Consider the following 19,423-nt stretch of genomic DNA (forward strand, 5'->3'; position numbering starts at 1 on the left):
AGGCAATGAGCAACGTGCCGCAAGAGCTAAAATACACTACCTCCCATGAGTGGGTGCGCAACGAAGGCGCGGGTATTTATTCCGTCGGTATTACCGAACACGCCCAGGAACTGCTGGGCGACATGGTATTTATCGATTTGCCGGAAGTCGGCACCGTTTTCGCCGCCAGCGATGATTGCGCGGTAGCCGAGTCGGTGAAAGCCGCATCGGATATCTATGCCCCTATCGCCGGTGAAATCGTGGCGGTGAATGAAGAGTTGGAAGCTTCGCCTGAACTGGTTAACAGCGCGCCTTATACCGACGGCTGGCTGTTCCGTATTCAAGCCAGCGACGAAAGCGAAGTCGAAAGCTTGCTCGATGCCGACGCCTACGAGGCCTCCATCGAAGACGACGACTGACCCGAACGCCCCGGACGCTGTTCCGGGGCCTTGCCTTGTGTGATTCCCCGTCCCATGCCCGATGCAGGAAGTGTTGTTTATGACCCAGACTCTCAGCCAGCTTGAACATAATGATGCCTTTATCGAGCGCCATATCGGCCCCGGCGCGCGCCAGCAGGCGCATATGCTGTCGGCCATCGGCGCCGGCACCCTTGATGACCTGATCAAACAAATTGTTCCGGCTGATATTCAACTTTCAGCCCCTCCCGCGGTAGGGGATGCGGCGACCGAAGCGCAGGCGCTGGCGGAACTTAAAGCCATCGCCGGTCTTAACCAGCGCTATAAAACCTATATCGGCATGGGCTACAGCGCGGTGATTACCCCGCCGGTGATCCTGCGCAATATGCTGGAAAACCCCGGCTGGTACACCGCCTATACCCCTTATCAGCCGGAAGTCTCCCAAGGCCGTCTCGAAGCCTTGCTTAACTTCCAGCAGCTGACTCTTGATCTGACCGGCCTGGATATCGCTTCCGCCTCGCTGCTCGATGAGGCCACCGCGGCCGCGGAAGCCATGGCGCTGGCCAAACGCGCCAGCAAGCTCAAACAGGCCAATGTCTTTTTTGTCGCCGATGACGTCCATCCGCAAACTCTGGATGTGGTGCGCACCCGCGCCGGCACCTTTGGTTTCGAGATCGTCACCGGCAAGGCCGCCGACGCGCTGGAACTGGCCGGGGTATTTGGCGTATTGCTACAGCAGGCGGGCACCACCGGCGAGCTGCATGATTATCGCGCCGTGCTGGCCGAATTGAAAAATCGTAAAATCATCAGCTGCGTGGCGGCCGATATGATGGCGCTGGTACTGCTGGCGGCCCCGGGCGCGCAGGGCGCCGATGTGGTATTCGGGTCGTCCCAGCGTTTTGGCGTGCCCATGGGCTACGGCGGCCCGCATGCGGCGTTTTTTGCCGCCCGCGACGACGTAAAAAGATCCATGCCGGGGCGTATTATCGGCGTATCCCGCGATGCGGCGGGCAGCACCGCCCTGCGCATGGCGATGCAAACCCGCGAGCAGCATATCCGCCGCGAGAAAGCCAATTCCAATATTTGTACGTCGCAGGTGCTGCTGGCCAATATTGCCGGCCTGTACGCCGTATACCACGGCCCCGCGGGGCTTAAGCGCATCGCCGGGCGCATTCACCGCCTGACGTCGATCCTGGCCGCGGGACTGACGGCGGCGGGCCTCAAGCTGCGCCATAGCCGCTGGTTCGATACCCTGACCGTGGAAACCGCGGACCGGGACGCCGTGATTAACCGCGCGCTGGCGCGCGGCATTAACCTGCGCAGCGACCTGGACGGCGCGGTAGGCGTCACCCTGGATGAAACCACCGGCCGCGACGATATCGCCGCGCTGTATGGCGTGTTGACCGGCGGCGACCAGGTACTGGATATCGACGCCCTCGATGCCGGTATTGCCGCGGTGATTCCGGCGGATCTGCTGCGCACGACGCCGATCCTGACGCATCCGGTATTTAACCGTTATCACAGCGAAACGGAGATGATGCGTTATATGCATCAGCTGGAACGCAAGGATCTGGCTCTTAACCAGGCGATGATCCCGCTCGGTTCTTGCACCATGAAACTCAATGCCGCCGCCGAGATGATCCCCATCACCTGGCCGGAATTCGCCGATCTGCATCCGTTTTGTCCCACCGGGCAGGCCGCCGGCTACCAGCAGATGATTGCCCAGCTCTCCCGCTGGCTGGTGCAATTGACCGGTTATGACGCGCTGTGCATGCAGCCCAACTCCGGGGCGCAGGGCGAATATGCCGGAATGCTGGCGATCCGCCGTTATCATGAAAGCCGCAACGACGGCGGGCGCACCATTTGCCTGATCCCCAGTTCCGCCCACGGCACCAACCCGGCGTCGGCGCAAATGGCCGGCATGTCGGTCACCGTGGTGGCCTGCGATAAAAACGGCAATATCGATTTACATGATTTGCGCCAGAAGGCCGAGCAGGCCGGCGATCGCCTGTCGTGCATCATGGTGACGTATCCGTCGACCCACGGCGTATATGAGGAGACGATTCGCGAAGTTTGCCAAATCGTGCACCAGTACGGCGGCCAGGTTTACCTGGACGGCGCCAATATGAATGCCCAGGTGGGCATCACTTCGCCGGGTTATATCGGCGCGGATGTTTCCCACCTGAATCTGCATAAAACCTTCTGCATCCCCCACGGCGGCGGCGGGCCGGGCATGGGCCCCATCGGCGTGAAGGCGCATCTGGCGCCGTTCGTGCCCGGCCATGCCGTGGTACGCATCGACGGCGTGCTGACCAGGCAGGGCGCCGTGAGCGCCGCGCCGTTCGGCAGCGCATCAATCCTGCCGATCAGCTGGATGTATATCCGCATGATGGGCGCCCAGGGTCTCAAGCAGGCCAGCCAGGTGGCGATCCTGAATGCCAACTATATCGCCAGCCGTTTGCAGTCGGCGTTTCCGGTGCTGTATACCGGGCGCGACGGACGAGTGGCCCATGAGTGCATTCTGGATATCCGCCCGCTGAAAGATATCAGCGGCATCAGCGAAATGGATATCGCCAAGCGCCTGATTGATTACGGTTTCCATGCGCCTACCATGTCGTTCCCGGTGGCCGGCACGCTGATGGTGGAACCGACCGAATCGGAAAGCCAGGTGGAACTGGATCGCTTTATCGACGCGATGCTGGCCATCCGCGGCGAAATCGATCGGGTCGCCGCCGGCGAATGGCCGCTGGACGACAATCCGCTGGTGAACGCGCCCCATATCGAACGCGAACTGGCGGGGGACTGGTCCCATCCGTACAGCCGCGAAACGGCGGCCTTCCCGGCCGGTTATGGCAATAAGTACTGGCCGAGCGTAAAACGCCTGGATGACGTCTATGGCGATCGCAATCTGTTCTGTTCCTGTGTACCGATCGAGGATTACGAATAAGCCACGCCGACGCATCCGCTTAAGCCTCCGGCCCCCCGCCTGTTCCGGTAATACGCCGGCCCGGGTTGGGGGCCGGCGTTTTTTGCGTGCCGTAAAAAACGCATCCCGCGGGCGGACAACATGTATCGTTACACTATAACGTCGGCATTTAGCCGGTCTGTGGGAACTGGTTAGGGAAAATATTTGTCCGACAAACATTATTCAGCGGCTGCGATGTGATAGTCGAAATCTTGATTGGGCGGGATGCTTAAGCAGAGCGGGTACCGGCCGGCAATCAATCATCATGAGAACAACGTAATTAATGAGAAAGCTTCTGCATGTGTCCCAACTCAGCATCTCCCTGTTTATCGCGTTATATATCGGGATTATCCTTAACCTCCCCATCCTGATCCGCCGCTACCAGCATTTGCAATACGATAACGTCCTTTCGCTGCTTACCGAGATGCTGGCGCTGTTTTCGCTGGTATTTTTACTGGCGATGCTGCTGTCGCTGTTCGGCAAAACCCTCTACCGCGTCCTGGTGACATTGCTGGTGTTGAGCTCGGTGGCCGCCAGTTATTATATGGTGCTGTACAACGTTGATATCGGCTACGGCATCCTGGCCGCGGTGATGACCACCGATGTGGATTTATCCAAGGAGTCGGTGGGGTATCACTTTGTGTTGTGGGTGGTGCTGGCCAGCCTGATACCGCTGGTGTTTATCTGGCTGGCGCCGATGCCGGAAGCGGCCTTGCGGAAAACCAGCGTACGGCGCATCACCAAAAAAAGCCTGCTGATCGTGACCGCCGGCTTATGCTGCTGGCTGCCCCTGAAATTGATGGGGCAGGTACAGGACCGACACGATCGGCAAGACAATCGCACCATGGCCAGCTACGGCGGGGTGGTCGCCGGCTCCTACTCGCCGTCCAACTGGCTGTCGGCCCTGGGCATGCTGATCTACAGCTCTTACAGCCAGGCGGAGGACAGCCGCACCCTGTTCGATCCTGCTGAGCACTTTACCTATATCGCGCCGAAGGATGCCGACGACTTATACGTGGTGTTTATCATCGGCGAGAGCGCGCGCCGCGATCATATGGGGGCCTACGGCTACCGGCGCGATAATACGCCGAACCTGGACCGCGAGCGCAACCTGGCCCTGCTGCAGGGCTACTCCTGCGATACGTCCACCAAGCTATCCCTGCGCTGTATGTTTGTCCGGGAAGGGGGCGCATCCGAAGCGCCGCAGCGCACCTTGAAAGAGATGAATGTGTTTTCGGTGCTAAAAAAACAAGGGTTCAGCTCGGAGCTGTTTTCCATGCAAAGCGAGGCCTGGTTTTATAATAAAGTGATGGCCGATGATTATGCCCTGCGCGAAACCATCCAGGCGGAAAAGCGCAACGCGGGCAAACCGGTGGACGATATGGCGCTGGTCGGCGAGCTGCAGGATTCCCTGGCGCGGCATCCCGACGGCAGGCATTTAATCGTGCTGCATACCAAGGGGTCCCACTATATGTATACGGAACGCTATCCGCGCCGGTTTGCCCGCTATCAGCCGGAGTGCCAGGGCATTGACGATGCGTGCTCGACCGAGGAGCTGGTTAATTCCTATGATAACAGCCTGCTATATACCGATTATTTCCTTGAGCAGGTGTTTAACCAGCTGCGCGATCGCAAGGCCATTGTGTTTTATGCCTCGGACCATGGCGAATCGATCTCGAAAAATATGCATTTTCACGGCACGCCCCGCGACCACGCGCCTATCGCGCAGCGTACTATACCGATAATGGTCTGGGCGTCGGACGGCTTTCTCAAGCAGAGCGATCACCAGGCGGCGTTTCAACGGCTGCGCGCCCTGGCGGCGGCCAAAACGCCGGTGTTCCATGAAAAACTGTTCGACTCCGTTTTGGGGTGTATCGGCTTTACCTCCCCCGACGGCGGCATCGTTAAACAGCATAACTGGTGCCAGGCGCAGTAGCGGACAAGCGCCGCTGCCGCGGCCCGGTTACGGCAGGCTGACCGCGCGCTGGCGTGCGGCGTGCGCGGCCAGCCGGTAGATCTGCGCCATGACGAACAGGCAGGCCTGGACGATGACGATACAGGGGCCGGTGGCGCCGTCGATATAAAAACCGATCAGCGTGCCGGTAATGCAAGAGGACACCGATACCAGCACCGCCGCCAGCAGCATGGCATCAAAGCGGCGGCAGAGCTGGGCGGCGGTGATGCCGGGGGCAATCAGCATGGCGATCACCAGTATGACGCCCACCGCCTGCAGAGCGGCTACAATCGCCAGCGCCAGCAGGGATAACAGGCCGTAATGCAGCAGGTTCACCGACAGTCCCAAAACCCGGGCCTGGGCCGGATCAAAACAGTAAAGCATCAGATCCCGGCGTTTTACCAGCACGATCAATGATACCGCGCCGGCGATGGCCAATACCTGCCACAGCTCGGCCGGGGTAATGCCCAGCATATTGCCGAACAGGATATGGCTGAGGTGCTGATCGGTATCGATGCGCGAAAACAGCACCAGCCCAAGGGCAAACATACCCGAGAACACGATGCCCATCACCGTATCCTCCTTGACCCGGCAGCGATCTTTAATATAGCCGGTGGCCAGGGCGCAAAAAATCCCCGACCCAAAAGCGCCGATAATAATCGGCAAACCGGCGATATACGCCAGGATTACCCCGGGCAACACCGCGTGGGAAATCGCATCGCCCATCAGCGACCAGCCTTTGAGCACCAGGAAGCATGACAAAATGGCGCACACCGCGCCGGTGGCGATGGCCGCTATCAGCCCCCGTTGCATAAACGGAAAACCCAGCGGCGCCGTCAGAATATCCACCCATTCCATCATAAAGCCCCCCGCGGCGTTTTACGGCGCAGCCTGGCGGCCAGCAGCCCGTGCTTGGGCGCAAACACCAACGCCAGCAAAAATACCAGGGTTTGCAGGCTGACAATGACCCCGCCGGTGGCGCCGTTGAGGAAATAGCTTAGCCACGCGCCGCAGGCGCTGGTCAGGGTGCCGGTGGCTACCGCAATCATAATCAGGCGCGGGAAGCGGTCGGTGAGCAGGTACGCCGTGGCGCCGGGGGTGATCACCATGGCGATCACCAGGATCGCCCCGACGGTTTGCAGCGCGGCCACGGTACAGGCGCTAAGCAGGGTGAAAAAGATAATCTTCAGCCGCAGCGGCGACAGGCCGATGGAAACGGCGTGGCCTTCATCAAAAAATACCGCCAGCAGATCTTTCCAGATAACGCACAGCACGATAAACGAGGCGCCGCTGATAATTTGCACCTGGAGCACATCCTCGTCGGCGATGCCCAGGATATTGCCGAAAATAATCGATTGCACGTTTACCGAGGTAGGGTTAAGCGAGACGATCAATAAGCCGACGGCAAAAAAGGTAGTAAACACAAAACCGATAATGGCGTCTTCGCGCAGGCGGGTGTAATGGCGTACCAGCGTCATGACCAGCGCCGCCAGCATGCCGGTGATAAATGCGCCGGCGGCGATGGGCAATCCCAGGGCGTAGGCTCCCGCCACGCCGGGCACCACCGAGTGGGACAACGCATCGCCCATCAGCGACCAGCCTTTGAGCATCAGGTACGCCGAGAGAAACGCGCATACCCCGCCGACAATCGCGCTGACCCAAATGGCCTTGGACATATACTCATAGTGAAACGGTTCTAATAACAGCGCCATCATGATGATGCCTGCTTACCGGCGGTTGGCTGGCCCGTCGGGGCCGCCCCGGCCAGGGGGCCGGCGGCGATGGGGGTGACTTGGCAGGGCGCAACCGCTTGCGCCGGTAATGGAATGGCGGCCAGGTTAATATGGCGCAGCCGGCCGCCAAACGCGCGCTCCAGGTTTTGCTGGGTAAAGGTGGCGCCGATGGGACCCGCGGCCAGCACGGTGCGGTTAATCAATACCACCCGATCGCAGAATTCGGGAATGCTGGCCAGGTTATGGGTCGAAACCAGGATCAGATGGCCCTCCGCGCGCAGGGACTTCAACAGGTCGATGATGGCGTTTTCCGTTTGCACATCGATGCCGGTAAACGGTTCGTCGAGCAGCATAATGCCGCCCTGCTGGGCCAGCGCGCGCGCCAGAAATACCCGCTTGCGCTGTCCGCCGGACAGCTCGCCGATCTGGCGCCGGGCCAGGCCGTCCATGCCGACGCGGGCCAGCGCCCGCTGAACCTGGGCTTTATCTTCGGCGGAGGGAATACGTAAAAAAGACATTTTGCCATAGCGTCCCATCATGACCACGTCGGCGACCAGCACCGGAAAATTCCAGTCCACTTCTTCGGTCTGCGGCACATAGGCAATCAGGTTTTTGCGCAGGGCCTTGGCCACCGGCAGGCCGTCAAGCGTAACCGTACCCCCGGAGGGCCGCACCATGCCCATGATGCTTTTGAACAGGGTGGATTTGCCGCTGCCGTTGATGCCGACCAGCGCGCAAATGGTGCCGCCGGTGAGCCGGAAGCTGGCGTTATGGATGGCGGTATGGCCATTGTTATAGGTGACGGTGATATCGTTCACCCGTAGATCGGGCTGGTAGTCGCTGGCATTCATTGGCCGAATCCTCTGGCAATGGTATCGACGGTAACGTTAAGTAGACTAAGATAATCCGGCACCGGTCCGCCTTTGGCCGACAGGGAATCCACATACAGCACGCCGCCGTAGCGCGCGCCGGTTTCCTGGCTGACCTGGCGAGCGGATTTATCGGAAATCGTGCTTTCGCTGAACACTACCGGAATATGGCGCTCGCGTACCGTATCTATTACCCGCCGCACCTGCTGGGGGGTGCCTTGCTCCTCGGCGTTGATCGGCCATAAATAGGCTTCTTGCATCCCATAGTCCCGGGCCAGATAGCTAAAGGCGCCTTCGCTGGTGACCAGCCAGCGCTGGGCGGCGGGAATATTGGCCAGCCGGGCGCGCAGCGGGGCATCCACGGCGGAAATTTTGGCCGCGTACGCGCGGGCGTTGCGATCGTAGGTCTCGGCGTTGGCCGGGTCGTACTTCACCAGGGCCTGGCGGATATTTTCAACGTAGACCAGCGCATTGGCGGCCGACATCCAGGCATGGGGATTGGGGTTGCCGTTATACGGCCCTTCGCGGATGGGCAGCGGGTCGATGCCTTCGCTCACCACCGCCGACGGCACATCGTGGATATTGTCGAAAAAGCGCGTAAACCAGCGCTCCAGGTTCAAACCGTTCCACAGGATCAGATCCGCCGACTGGGTCTTGACGATATCCCGCGGCGTGGGTTGGTAATCATGGATCTCCGCCCCGGGTTTAGTGATCGACTCAACGATCGCCGCGTCGCCGGCCACATTTTGCGTGATGTCCTGAATCACGGTAAAGGTGGTGATGACCGTGAATTTTTTTTGTGCCAGGGCGCCAGCGCTGGCGAGCAGCAGCGCCATGCCAAGCAGGATCAGCCGTATCGGCGCGGTTCTAAACATAGTGCAACTCCTGGGGGCAGCGGTTCATCGTTGTTGATTTAATATTCATTTATAGCATGAGCTATATTGTATAGCAAAGGCAATCTTAGGCGCTCCCAGCGCCGCCCGGGATCGTTCACGGGTCGTTCACGGATAGTGCAGGAATAGTTTCAGGAATAGATCAGGGATAGTTCAGGGATAGTTCAGGGCAATTTGTTGACCAACGCCCTTGGTAACAATGCTATTCTTTATACCGCCATCATAGGGTGATGGATTTTTAGCCGTAAATAACGAGGAAAGATTATGACCCACCCTGAAAAAACGGCTTTGCCGATCCGTACCACCCAATTGGTGGACGTAGAGGAACACGCCCAGGGTTTCCTTCAGGTCAGGGCGGCCCATCGCTCGGAATTAATGGATGATTATGTCGAGCTGATCGCCGACTTGATTAACGATTACGGGGAAGTCCGCCAGGTGGAACTGGCCGCCCGCCTGGGGGTATCCCAGCCCACGGTGGCAAAAATGCTCAAACGGCTGGCCGCCGCGGGACTGATTCGCCAACTTCCTTACCGCGGGGTATTCCTGACCGCCGAAGGCGAGGCGCTGGCGGTCCGCAGCCGGGAAAGGCATCAGATCGTCGAGTCATTCCTGCTGGCGCTGGGCGTCAGCCCCGAGACGGCGCGCCGGGATGCCGAAGGACTGGAACATCACGTCAGCGAAGAAACGCTGGCCATTTTCCGCTGCTTTACCGAACAGGCCGATTCGCGGGCCTAAGCAGGATGTTCTTGACCCTCCGGGGCCGGAAACAACGGAATACTGATAAAGATCCCTACTTATTTTGTGGGGTGCGGGTATAATCGCCGCCCGGCGAAATAACCTGTCAAAGAGTGTATGTATGGGCTCCACCAGTTTGATCCAACCCGAACGCGGACTATTCTCCTACCCACCCTACTGGGCGGAATGCTACGGCACCGCGCCGTTTTTGCCGATGTCGCGCGCCGAAATGGATCAATTGGAATGGGATAGCTGCGATATCATTATCGTTTGCGGCGACGCCTATGTGGATCATCCCAGCTTCGGCATGGCGATTGTCGGGCGCATGCTGGAATCCCAGGGGTTCCGCGTGGGTATCATCGCCCAGCCGGACTGGACCAGCAAAGACGACTTTATGCGCCTGGGCAAACCGAACCTGTTTTTCGGCGTCACCGCCGGCAATATGGATTCGATGATCAACCGCTACACCGCCGATCGCAAGCTGCGCCACGACGACGCCTATACCCCGGGCAATGTCGCCGGCAAGCGTCCGGATCGCGCCACCCTGGCGTATACCCAGCGCTGTAAAGAAGCCTATAAAGAGGTGCCGGTGATCCTCGGCGGCATCGAGGCCAGCCTGCGGCGTATCGCCCACTACGATTATTGGTCCGACACCGTGCGCCGTTCGGTGCTGGTGGATGCCAAAGCCGATATGCTGATTTACGGCAACGGCGAGCGGCCGCTGGTGGAGCTGGCCCACCGGCTGGCGGCCGGCGAGGCGATTACCGCTATCCATGATGTGCGCAACACCGCGGTGATGCGTAAAGAGCCGCTGCCGGGATGGAGCGGGGTGGACTCCACCCGCCTGGACAGCCCGGGCCGTATCGAGCCGATACTTAATCCCTACGGCGACGATTTGCCCTGTGCCGACGGCAAGATGCCCGAGTCGGAGGCCAAACCCGTAACCCTGCGCGCGGCCAAACCCAAACCCTGGGAAAAGACCTATGTCTTGCTGCCTTCCTATGAAAAAGTAAAGGGCGACAAGGTGATGTACGCGCACGCCTCGCGCATTTTGCATCATGAAACCAACCCCGGCTGCGCGCGGGCGCTGATGCAAAAGCACGGGGATCGTTTTGTCTGGATCAACCCGCCCGCCATTCCGCTCACCACGCCCGAGATGGATCGCGTGTTCGCCCTGCCGTTCCAGCGCGTGCCGCACCCGTCGTACGGCAAAGCGGCCATTCCGGCCTACGAGATGATCCACTCATCGGTGAATATCATGCGCGGCTGCTTCGGCGGCTGTTCGTTCTGTTCGATTACCGAACATGAGGGGCGGATTATCCAAAGCCGTTCGCAGGACTCGATTGTGCGGGAAATCGAAGAGATCCGCGATAAAGTCCCGGCGTTTACCGGCGTGATTTCCGATCTGGGCGGGCCGACCGCCAATATGTATATGCTGCGCTGCAAGTCGCCGCGCGCCGAGCAGACCTGCCGCCGATCCTCATGCGTCTATCCGGAAATCTGTACGCATATGGATACCGATCATGAACCGACCATCGCCCTCTATCGGCGCGCGCGCGCGATCAAAGGGATCAAGAAAGTGCTGATCGCCTCCGGGGTGCGTTACGATCTGGCGGTGGAGGACCCGCGCTATATCAAGGAGCTGGCGCTGCATCATGTGGGGGGATATTTGAAAATCGCCCCTGAGCACACCGAGGCGGGGCCGCTGGCCAAAATGATGAAACCGGGCATGGGCAGCTATTACCGCTTTAAAGAGCTGTTCGACCGGTACTCCGCCGAGGCGGGTAAAAAGCAATATTTGATTCCCTATTTTATTTCGGCCCATCCGGGTACGCGGGATATGGACATGGTCAATCTGGCGCTGTGGCTCAAGAAAAACCGCTTTCGCCTCGATCAGGTGCAAAACTTTTATCCGTCGCCGCTGGCCAACGCCACCACCATGTATTACACCGGCAAGAACCCGCTGGCGAAGGTGGATTATAAAAGCGAAGAGGTGGTGGTGCCCCGCGGCGATCGCCAGCGGCGGCTGCATAAAGCGCTATTGCGCTATCACGATCCGGCCAATGCGGCGTCGATCCGCGCCGCGCTGGAGGAGATGGGACTGAAACATTTGATTGGCGGCGGCAGCGAGTGCCTGGTGCCGGCGCCGGGGATTGACGAGCAGCGCGCCGCGCGCCAGAACCCGCGCCATAGCCGTCCGGCGCTGACCCGGCACACCGATATCACCCGCCAGCGGACGCCGGCGAAAAAAACGCCGGTCAAACCGGCCCGCGGCCGTAAGCCGTAAGCCCGGGGCTTACTTCAGCCAGCCGTTTTGCTGGGCATGGTCGAGGTGGCGCTTAAGGTGCTGCCACAGCGCCGGATAGACATCGGCGATAAACGCATTGCGCGTTAATACCTGCTCCAGCCGGATGCCGTTTTCCACCCAGCTTTGCCCGCGGTTATGCAGATTCATCAGGATCGGCATCAGGCGATCGAGCACCAGGGCAAAACGCGCGCTGGGGGTTTCGCCCGCTTCATACTCCAGCCACAGCTGGTGGAACTGCTCCCGCTGCGGTTCCGGCAGCAGGCCGAACAGCCGTTTGGCGGCCGCTTCTTCCTGGGCCTGCACCGCCACCCGCGCCGCCAGATCGTAGACCAGCACGTCGCCGGCGTCGATTTCGACAATATCATGCACCAGCGCCATCCGGATCACCCGGTTGATATCCACTTCCGGCCCGGCGTAGGGGGCCAATGCCATAACGCCCACGGCGAAATGCCAGCTATGCTCGGCGGTATTTTCCTGGCGCTGCGTGCCCAGCACCTTGGTGCGGCGCTGTATGCTTTTGAGCTTATCGATTTCCATCAGGAAAGCGACCACCTCGGTCAGTTCACCAAAGGCCAATTCAGGTAATACCTCAGACATACATACCCCAATAACACTATCGTAAAGCGCAACATTGTAGGGCAAAAGCGCGGCAAACTCGAATGATGTGATCCAGGGCTGATTTTGCCCGCCCGGCGGGGGGATGATAGGGTAGGGGAATCCGGGCGGGAGGAAGGTAGCGATGCGGCGGAGCGAATTATTTCAGCTTACACGTGTACACTGGAATGCTTCTCAGTTAAGCTATGTGCCGTTGGTAAAATCATCGCCAAATTACGTTCGAGGATGTTTAGTATGGCTAATAAATTATTAGCTCAGGGATACTCATTGGCGGAGGAGATCGCCAATAGCGTCAGCCATGGCATCGGTTTGATCTTCGGCATCGTCGGCCTGGTGCTGCTGCTGGTGCAGGCCGGTAGCGTAGGGGCCGACGTCACGGCGATCACCAGCTACAGTTTATACGGCGGCAGCATGATCCTGCTGTTCCTGGCTTCCACGCTGTATCACGCTATCCCCCATCCGCCCGCCAAGCGCTGGCTGAAAAAAATGGATCACTGCGCCATATACCTGTTGATTGCCGGCACCTATACTCCGTTCCTGCTGGTGGGGCTGGCTTCGCCGCTGGCCAAGGGCCTGATGATCGTTATCTGGAGCATGGCGCTGCTCGGGGTGATTTTCAAACTGGCGTTCGCCCACCGTTTTGAAGTGGTTTCGCTTATCACGTATCTGACCATGGGCTGGCTGTCGCTGGTGGTGATTTACCAACTGGCGCAACGCTTGCCGGTGGGCGGCATGGCATTGCTGGCGGTGGGCGGCCTGATTTATACGGTAGGCGTGATTTTCTATGCCTGCAACCGCATTCCTTTCAATCACGCCATCTGGCATGGCTTTGTGCTGGGCGGCAGCCTGTGCCATTTCCTGGCGATTTACCTTTATATCTAGCCGCCCCCGATATCCATGGCGCGCAGCCTACTCCGCGATGGAATAAGGCAGCGGCTGGATGGCCAGCGCGCCGGCGGTATCGTCTTTTACCCGCAGCAGGCTATCCGCCGCCAAATCGTTGTTCAGTACCGCCTGGACCCACACCGTGCCGTCTTCCAACTGGCAGGCGGCCAATACCGTGCCGGTGCGGCGCCAGTTGTCGCCCAGTTGCAACTCCAGGTCATCCGCGGGCGCGGGGACGCGGTTGGCCTTGCCCGCCAGCCAATAAAGAGCGCGTTTATTGGCGCCGCGGTATTTGGCCCGCGCCACCATTTCCTGGCCGGCATAACAGCCCTTATTGAAACTGATGCCGCCCAGCGCCTGGAGATTCGTCGCCTGGGGAATAAACTGTACGCTGTTGGCGCTATCGATCAGCGGTAATCCGGCTTCGATATTCAGCGCCAGCCACTGCTGGCTGTCATTAAGCTGTGCCTGGCCCGACAGCTTGTCCGATAACGCCTCCAGCACCGTCCCGGTGGTCACCAGTAAAAAACGTTCCGCGGGCAGGCTGAAATGCAATAACGTGGTCTCGCCATCCTGCACCACCTGATGTTCCTCATCGGGCAGGGCGGCGAACAATCCCTCCAGCGCCGCGCGCGCCTGGAAACCGGCCACGCCGAGCAGCACCGCCTCGTCATCCGCCGCCATCGTCACTTTGGAAAACACCGCATACTTTTTCAGCTCGCCGAGCTGGCTGTCGCGTACGCTGCGCCGTTCGATATAGGCCATGCCCTCGCGGCGATGAAAAATGCGCAGGTCGCTGAACATCTTGCCCTTGGCATCGCAATGGGCGCCCAGGAAATGCTGGTCGGTCGCCATGGCCGCCACATCGGTGGTGACCTGGCCCTGCAAATATTTCAGGGTGTCCGGCCCGGTCACGCTGACCAGCGCCCAGTCTTCCAGCGAGATTAGCGTCAGGGGCAGGCGGCTGGACGGCGAGGGCAGGCGCGGGGGAAAAGGAACTTTAAGTGACATGAAACACTCCTATCCTGGTAGTGCGAGACAATAAGCTCATGGTAAAAGAGCCGGGGGGGTTTGCAAGCGCTTATTTCACGGCGGCTTTACCTATCCGTGCGATGCCCGCCGCTAATATCCGGCCGGGCATGTCGAAATGTGTCGTTTTATGTAATGCCTGCCCGCAAAACGGGTTAAACTACGCCCCGGTCGGTGCGGATATGAGGTAAAAAACAAATATGGATATCGATAATAAGGCGCGTGTCCACTGGGCCTGCCGCCGCGGCATGCGCGAGCTGGATCTCTCGATAATGCCTTTTTTTGAATATGACTACGACCAGCTGAGCGACGAAGACAAGAAATTGTTCATCCGCCTGCTGGAATGCGACGATCCTGACCTTTTCAATTGGCTGATGAATCACGGCGAACCCCAGGACAGCGGACTAAAAAAAATGATAACTATGATACAACAGCGAAATAAAGCCCGTGGCCCTCTGGCGATGTGATATCAGGGTTTCCTGGCGCACGCAGATATTTTCCCTGATCGCGCATGGGATCTTGACCCTGCTCATCCTGCTTTCGCCCTGGCCGGAGAACTATGGCCTGGTCTGGGTCACGCTTATCACTTTGGTGGTATTCGAATGCATCCGCAGCCAGCGGAACATCATGGCCTGCCGCGGCGAACTGGTGCTGCAAAGCAACCAGCATATCCGCTGGCACCAGCAGGATTACGCCATCAGGGGTAAACCCTGGATGCTCAAGGGCGGCGTGCTGCTGCGCCTGCGCCAGGTGGGCGGCAAAAAAAAACGCAGGTTGTGGCTGGCGGCGGACTGCATGGATCAACGGGAATGGCGCAGCCTGCGCCAGGCATTGCTGAACCGGTCTTCAACCAGCCACGACCCGCTGAAATAACCGCACGTTGCTACCGCCGGGCCGCTAACCAGCCACTTGCCGCGGCTGCGTTGCGCCTCATCCGCCAGCCTTTGCCAGGTTAGAGCAGCGCCGCCATTTCGGTCAGAATCTGTTCACACCACTGTTGCAGGCGCTCTTCGCTCAGGTCGTATTGATTAACCTCATCAAGCGCCAGGCCGACAAAATGCCGCCCGTCGGGGGCCAGCGCCTTGGGGCTGGTGAATTCATAACCCGCGGTGGGCCAGTAGCCGATAAAGGTGGCGCCCCTGGGCGCCAGCACGTCGTGCAGATAACCCAGGGCATCAAGGAACCATTCGCCGTAGCCCAACTGATCGCCCATGCCGTACATGGCGATGATTTTGCCGGATAAATCCAGCCCGGCCAACTGCGACCAGACGGCGTCCCAGTCTTCCTGGATCTCGCCGAAATCCCAGGTGGGAATGCCGAGAATCAGCACATTATATTGTTCCATGCGCTGCGGAGGCACGTCTTTGATATTATGCAGATCCACCAGATCTTCACCGAGGATATCGCGGATTTTCTCCGCCGCCATTTCGGTATAGCAGGTACTGGAGCCATAAAACAAACCGACTTTCATCTTTACACATACTCTTACTGACAACCTGATAACATCAAGTGTACCAGATTAGCGCCTTAATCAGGCATAATGCGGGCATGAAAAAACCACCGGGGGCGCAGATGCAGCAGCAGGATAACCCATGGATTGAGCAGTTCCTCGACGCCCTGTGGCTGGAGCGCAACCTGGCCGAAAACACCCTGGCGGCGTATCGTCTCGATTTACAGGCCCTGGCCGGGTGGCTGTCGCGGCGCCAATCCGACCTGGCCAGCGCCGGGGCGGAGGATTTGCAATCCTTTCTGGCCGACCGGCTGGAGCACGGCTACAAAGCCACCAGCTCCGCCCGCTTGCTCAGCGCCGTCCGGCGCTTTTTCCAGTATTTGTATCGGGAAAAAGTGCGCGCCGACGACCCCAGCGCCGCGCTGGCGGCCCCCAAATTGCCCCAGCGCCTGCCCAAGGATCTCAGCGAGGCGCAGGTGGGCGCGCTGCTCGACGCGCCGGCGCTCGACCAGCCTATCGAAGTGCGCGACAAAGCCATGCTGGAGGTGCTATACGCCACCGGGCTGCGCGTCTCGGAGCTGGTGGGGCTGACCATGAGCGATGTCAGCCTGCGCCAGGGCGTGGTGCGGGTAATCGGCAAAGGGGACAAGGAGCGGCTGGTGCCGCTGGGGGAAGAAGCGGTGTACTGGGTCGAGTATTATCTGGAGCATGGGCGTCCATGGCTGATGAACGGCCAGAGCGGGGACGTGCTGTTTCCCAGCAACCGCAGCCGGCAAATGACCCGCCAGACCTTCTGGCATCGCATCAAGCATTATGCCATTCTGGCGGGCATCGACGGCGCACGGCTCTCCCCCCACGTATTGCGGCACGCTTTTGCCACCCATTTGCTTAACCATGGGGCGGATTTACGCGTCGTGCAGCTGTTGCTCGGGCACAGCGACCTGTCCACCACGCAGATTTATACGCACGTCGCCACCGAACGTCTTAAACTGATTCACCAGCAGCACCATCCCCGCGCTTAAGCGGGGTAGCGCATTGACCGTCACCTGCGTGGGACGCTTTAGCAGCCCATTAGGAAAAGAGATAAGGACTTAATAATGAAAAAAAGCCTGCTTATGCTTTCTTTCGCGGCGTTGGCGCTAACCCGCCTGGCCTATGCCGACGACGCCGCCATTACACATTCCCTGGCGCGCCTGGGAGTGCATAACGCCGAAATCCAGCCCGCGCCGGTCGCAGGCCTGAAAACCGTATTGACGGAAAGCGGCGTGCTGTATGTCTCCGACGACGGCAAGCATGTGATCCAGGGGCCGATGTACGACGTCGGCGGCAACGAACCGCTTAACGTGACCAATCAATTACTGGGTAAACGCCTGAATGCGCTGCAAAGCGAAATGATCGTGTACAAGGCCCCGCAGCAAAAACATATCATCACCATCTTTACCGATATTACCTGCGGGTATTGCCATAAGCTGCATGAGCAGATGAAAGACTACAACGCGCTGGGCATCACCATCCGCTATCTGGCGTTCCCGCGCCAGGGGCTCAACTCCCAGGCGGAAAAAGATATGGTTTCGGTCTGGTGCAGCGCCGATCGCGCCGGCGCCTTCGATAAAGCCATGAATGGCGACGCCATTCCGGCCGCCACTTGCAAAACCGATATCAGCAAGCACTACCAGCTGGGCGTTCAATACGGCATCCAGGGTACGCCGGCCATCCTGCTGGAAAACGGCGCCATGATCCCGGGCTATCAAAGCCCGAAAGAGATGGCGGCGATGCTGGATCAGCAGCAGGCGGGCGTAGCGGCGGGCGGCTGAGGACTCTGTGAAAATCAAAACGGAATTACGGCGCCGCGCCTTGGCGAGCGCCGACGGGCTGCGGCAGGATGACATTCACCCGCTGCTGCAGCGCCTTTATGCCCAGCGCGGCATTAAAAGCGCCTGCGAGCTGGAGCGCGGGGTGCGCGGCTTGCTCGCTTACCAGCAGTTGGACGGCATCGATCGGGCCGTGGATCTGCTGGTGCGGGCGCTGGCGGATAACCGCCGCCTGATGATCGTGGGCGATTTCGACGCCGACGGCGCCACCAGCACCGCCCTGATGGTGATGGCGCTGCGGCAGATGGGCGCCGCGCACGTGGATTTCCTGGTGCCGAACCGGTTCGAGGACGGCTACGGCCTTAGCCCGGAAGTCGTGGTGCAGGTCCTGGCGCGCAACGCGGAAATGATTATCACGGTGGATAACGGCATCTCCTCCCACGCGGGGGTCGACCTGGCCCATAGGCACGGCATCCCGGTCTTGGTCACCGACCACCATTTGCCCGGCGAAACCCTGCCGGCGGCCGATGCCATCGTCAACCCCAACCTGGCCGGCTGCGCCTTTGCATCAAAATCGCTGGCGGGCGTGGGGGTGGCGTTTTACCTGATGCTGGCGCTGCGCGCCCGGCTGCATGAAGGCGGCTGGTTCGCCGCGAAAAATATCCCGGCGCCCAAGCTGGCGGAACTGCTGGACCTGGTGGCGCTGGGCACCGTCGCCGATGTGGTACCGCTGGATGCCAATAACCGCATCCTGGTGCACCAGGGCATTAGCCGCATTCGCGCCGGCCGCTGCCGTCCCGGTATCCGGGCGCTGGCGGAGGTGGCCAACCGGGAAACCGCCAGGCTGAGCGCCGGCGACCTGGGGTTTGCCTTAGGCCCGCGGCTCAATGCCGCCGGCCGGCTGGACGATATGTCGGTGGGCGTCGCGCTGCTGCTGACCGACGATTTGGCCCAGGCGCGTATGCTGGCGGGGGAGCTGGACGCCCTTAACCAAACCCGGCGTGAAATTGAACAGGGTATGGAAGTGGAAGCGCTGGAGCTGTGCCGCCAGATGGAGCTGAACCGGCAGGAGATGCCTTTTGGCCTGGCTATCTACCATGAGCAATGGCACCAGGGCGTGGTGGGCATTCTGGCTTCGCGCATCAAAGAGCGTTTTCACCGGCCGGTGATTGCTTTTGCCCCGGCGGGTGACGGACTGCTCAAAGGGTCGGGCCGTTCGGTGGCGGGCCTGCATATGCGCGATTTGCTCGAACGCCTGGATACGCTGCATCCCGGCATGATTTTGAAATTCGGCGGCCATGCCATGGCGGCCGGGCTGTCCCTGGAACAAACGCAGTTCGACCTGTTCCGCCAGCGTTTTGCCGCCCTGGTGGACGAATGGCTGGACCCGGCGCTGCTGGATGGGGTGATCTGGTCCGACGGCGAACTGGGGGGCCATGAACTGTCCCTGGCCACCGCCGAGCTGCTGCGCGACGGCGGTCCTTGGGGACAATCTTTCCCGGAACCGCTGTTCGACGGCAAATTCCGTATTTTGCAACAGCGGCTGGTGGGCGAAAAGCATCTTAAACTGATGGTGGAGCCCCTGGCCGGCGGCCCGCTGCTGGACGGCATCGCTTTTAATATCGACAACCAGATCTGGCCCGATAACAGCGTGCGCGCCGTGGAGCTGGCCTACAAGCTGGATGTGAATGAATATCGCGGGAATCGCACCGTACAATTATTAATCCAGCACCTGTGGCCGCTGTAAGCGCAAGATGCTACACACCAGGGTGCGAATCCGT

General features: G+C 59.9%; 18 protein-coding genes. 11 read left to right on the forward strand and 7 right to left on the reverse strand.

The window, feature by feature from the left end; all coding sequences use genetic code 11:
* Positions 1 to 5 precede the first annotated feature (5 nt).
* The 3 genes from gcvH to eptB all read left to right on the forward strand — a co-directional run bounded on the left by gcvH (position 6) and on the right by eptB (position 5,296).
* A complete protein-coding gene (gcvH, locus tag ACL2XP_RS03165) occupies positions 6 to 398 on the forward strand; it encodes a glycine cleavage system protein GcvH (protein WP_413737123.1) in 393 nt (130 codons plus the stop codon).
* A 79-nt stretch (positions 399 to 477) separates the two neighbouring features.
* The gene (gcvP, locus tag ACL2XP_RS03170; RefSeq protein ID WP_413737124.1) at positions 478 to 3,342 is read left to right on the forward strand and encodes an aminomethyl-transferring glycine dehydrogenase; all 2,865 of its coding nucleotides are present in this window, start codon (positions 478 to 480) and stop codon (positions 3,340 to 3,342) included.
* Between the two features lie 301 nt (positions 3,343 to 3,643).
* Positions 3,644 to 5,296, forward strand: a complete 1,653-nt coding sequence (gene eptB, locus ACL2XP_RS03175; RefSeq protein WP_413737125.1) for a kdo(2)-lipid A phosphoethanolamine 7''-transferase — start codon at positions 3,644 to 3,646, stop codon at positions 5,294 to 5,296.
* A gap of 27 nt (positions 5,297 to 5,323) precedes the next feature.
* On the opposite strand, the gene ACL2XP_RS03180 is transcribed toward eptB, so the two are convergent.
* Genes ACL2XP_RS03180 through ACL2XP_RS03195 form a run of 4 tightly spaced genes read right to left on the reverse strand, consistent with a single transcriptional unit; the run spans position 5,324 to position 8,791 of the window.
* Positions 5,324 to 6,172 carry a metal ABC transporter permease gene (locus tag ACL2XP_RS03180; RefSeq protein WP_413739068.1) on the reverse strand — a complete coding sequence of 283 codons (849 nt, stop codon included), beginning with the start codon at positions 6,170 to 6,172 and terminating at the stop codon, positions 5,324 to 5,326.
* A complete protein-coding gene (locus ACL2XP_RS03185) occupies positions 6,172 to 7,029 on the reverse strand; it encodes a metal ABC transporter permease (RefSeq protein WP_413737126.1) in 858 nt (285 codons plus the stop codon). Before ACL2XP_RS03185 ends, ACL2XP_RS03180 begins: the two co-directional genes overlap by 1 nt.
* Positions 7,026 to 7,898 carry an ATP-binding cassette domain-containing protein gene (locus ACL2XP_RS03190; protein ID WP_413737127.1) on the reverse strand — a complete coding sequence of 291 codons (873 nt, stop codon included), beginning with the start codon at positions 7,896 to 7,898 and terminating at the stop codon, positions 7,026 to 7,028. Before ACL2XP_RS03190 ends, ACL2XP_RS03185 begins: the two co-directional genes overlap by 4 nt.
* Entirely contained in the window at positions 7,895 to 8,791 is an 897-nt protein-coding gene (locus ACL2XP_RS03195; protein WP_413737128.1) for a metal ABC transporter substrate-binding protein, read from the reverse strand. The genes ACL2XP_RS03190 and ACL2XP_RS03195 overlap by 4 nt, the downstream gene beginning before the upstream one ends.
* Positions 8,792 to 9,073: 282 nt before the next feature.
* Between ACL2XP_RS03195 and mntR the strand changes: the two genes are divergently transcribed.
* Positions 9,074 to 9,544, forward strand: a complete 471-nt coding sequence (gene mntR, locus ACL2XP_RS03200; RefSeq protein ID WP_413737129.1) for a manganese-binding transcriptional regulator MntR — start codon at positions 9,074 to 9,076, stop codon at positions 9,542 to 9,544.
* A gap of 121 nt (positions 9,545 to 9,665) precedes the next feature.
* Positions 9,666 to 11,831: a YgiQ family radical SAM protein gene (locus ACL2XP_RS03205; protein WP_413737130.1), complete on the forward strand. Its 2,166-nt coding sequence runs from the start codon at positions 9,666 to 9,668 to the stop codon at positions 11,829 to 11,831.
* Positions 11,832 to 11,840: 9 nt separating this feature from the next.
* On the opposite strand, the gene ACL2XP_RS03210 is transcribed toward ACL2XP_RS03205, so the two are convergent.
* Positions 11,841 to 12,449, reverse strand: a complete 609-nt coding sequence (locus ACL2XP_RS03210; RefSeq protein ID WP_413737131.1) for an HD domain-containing protein — start codon at positions 12,447 to 12,449, stop codon at positions 11,841 to 11,843.
* A 252-nt stretch (positions 12,450 to 12,701) separates the two neighbouring features.
* Between ACL2XP_RS03210 and trhA the strand changes: the two genes are divergently transcribed.
* Positions 12,702 to 13,349 (forward strand): PAQR family membrane homeostasis protein TrhA, encoded by a 648-nt coding sequence (gene trhA, locus ACL2XP_RS03215; RefSeq protein ID WP_413737132.1) that lies wholly within the window; start codon positions 12,702 to 12,704, stop codon positions 13,347 to 13,349.
* Positions 13,350 to 13,376: 27 nt separating this feature from the next.
* Here the strand turns inward: trhA and ygfZ are convergent, their stop codons facing one another.
* On the reverse strand, positions 13,377 to 14,363 hold the full coding sequence (gene ygfZ / locus ACL2XP_RS03220) for a tRNA-modifying protein YgfZ (RefSeq protein ID WP_413737133.1): 987 nt from the start codon (positions 14,361 to 14,363) through the stop codon (positions 13,377 to 13,379).
* Between the two features lie 218 nt (positions 14,364 to 14,581).
* On the opposite strand from ygfZ, the gene sdhE reads away from it, so the two are divergent.
* Complete coding sequence (gene sdhE / locus ACL2XP_RS03225) at positions 14,582 to 14,848, forward strand: FAD assembly factor SdhE (protein ID WP_413737134.1); 267 nt, start codon at positions 14,582 to 14,584, stop codon at positions 14,846 to 14,848.
* Positions 14,829 to 15,254 carry a protein YgfX gene (locus ACL2XP_RS03230; RefSeq protein WP_413737135.1) on the forward strand — a complete coding sequence of 142 codons (426 nt, stop codon included), beginning with the start codon at positions 14,829 to 14,831 and terminating at the stop codon, positions 15,252 to 15,254. The genes sdhE and ACL2XP_RS03230 overlap by 20 nt, the downstream gene beginning before the upstream one ends.
* Positions 15,255 to 15,333: 79 nt before the next feature.
* Here ACL2XP_RS03230 and fldB read toward each other — a convergent pair whose 3' ends face one another.
* A complete protein-coding gene (gene fldB / locus ACL2XP_RS03235; RefSeq protein WP_413737136.1) occupies positions 15,334 to 15,852 on the reverse strand; it encodes a flavodoxin FldB in 519 nt (172 codons plus the stop codon).
* Positions 15,853 to 15,953: 101 nt separating this feature from the next.
* On the opposite strand from fldB, the gene xerD reads away from it, so the two are divergent.
* From xerD to recJ, 3 genes are all read left to right on the forward strand, one after another.
* Positions 15,954 to 16,853 carry a site-specific tyrosine recombinase XerD gene (gene xerD, locus ACL2XP_RS03240; RefSeq protein WP_413739069.1) on the forward strand — a complete coding sequence of 300 codons (900 nt, stop codon included), beginning with the start codon at positions 15,954 to 15,956 and terminating at the stop codon, positions 16,851 to 16,853.
* Positions 16,854 to 16,928: 75 nt separating this feature from the next.
* Positions 16,929 to 17,645, forward strand: a complete 717-nt coding sequence (gene dsbC / locus ACL2XP_RS03245) for a bifunctional protein-disulfide isomerase/oxidoreductase DsbC (protein WP_413737137.1) — start codon at positions 16,929 to 16,931, stop codon at positions 17,643 to 17,645.
* 7 nt (positions 17,646 to 17,652) lie between these two features.
* A complete protein-coding gene (gene recJ, locus ACL2XP_RS03250; protein ID WP_413737138.1) occupies positions 17,653 to 19,389 on the forward strand; it encodes a single-stranded-DNA-specific exonuclease RecJ in 1,737 nt (578 codons plus the stop codon).
* Positions 19,390 to 19,423: the final 34 nt, after the last annotated feature.

This window comes from Sodalis sp. RH21 (genome assembly GCF_047324175.1).
Classification (GTDB): domain Bacteria; phylum Pseudomonadota; class Gammaproteobacteria; order Enterobacterales; family Enterobacteriaceae; genus Acerihabitans.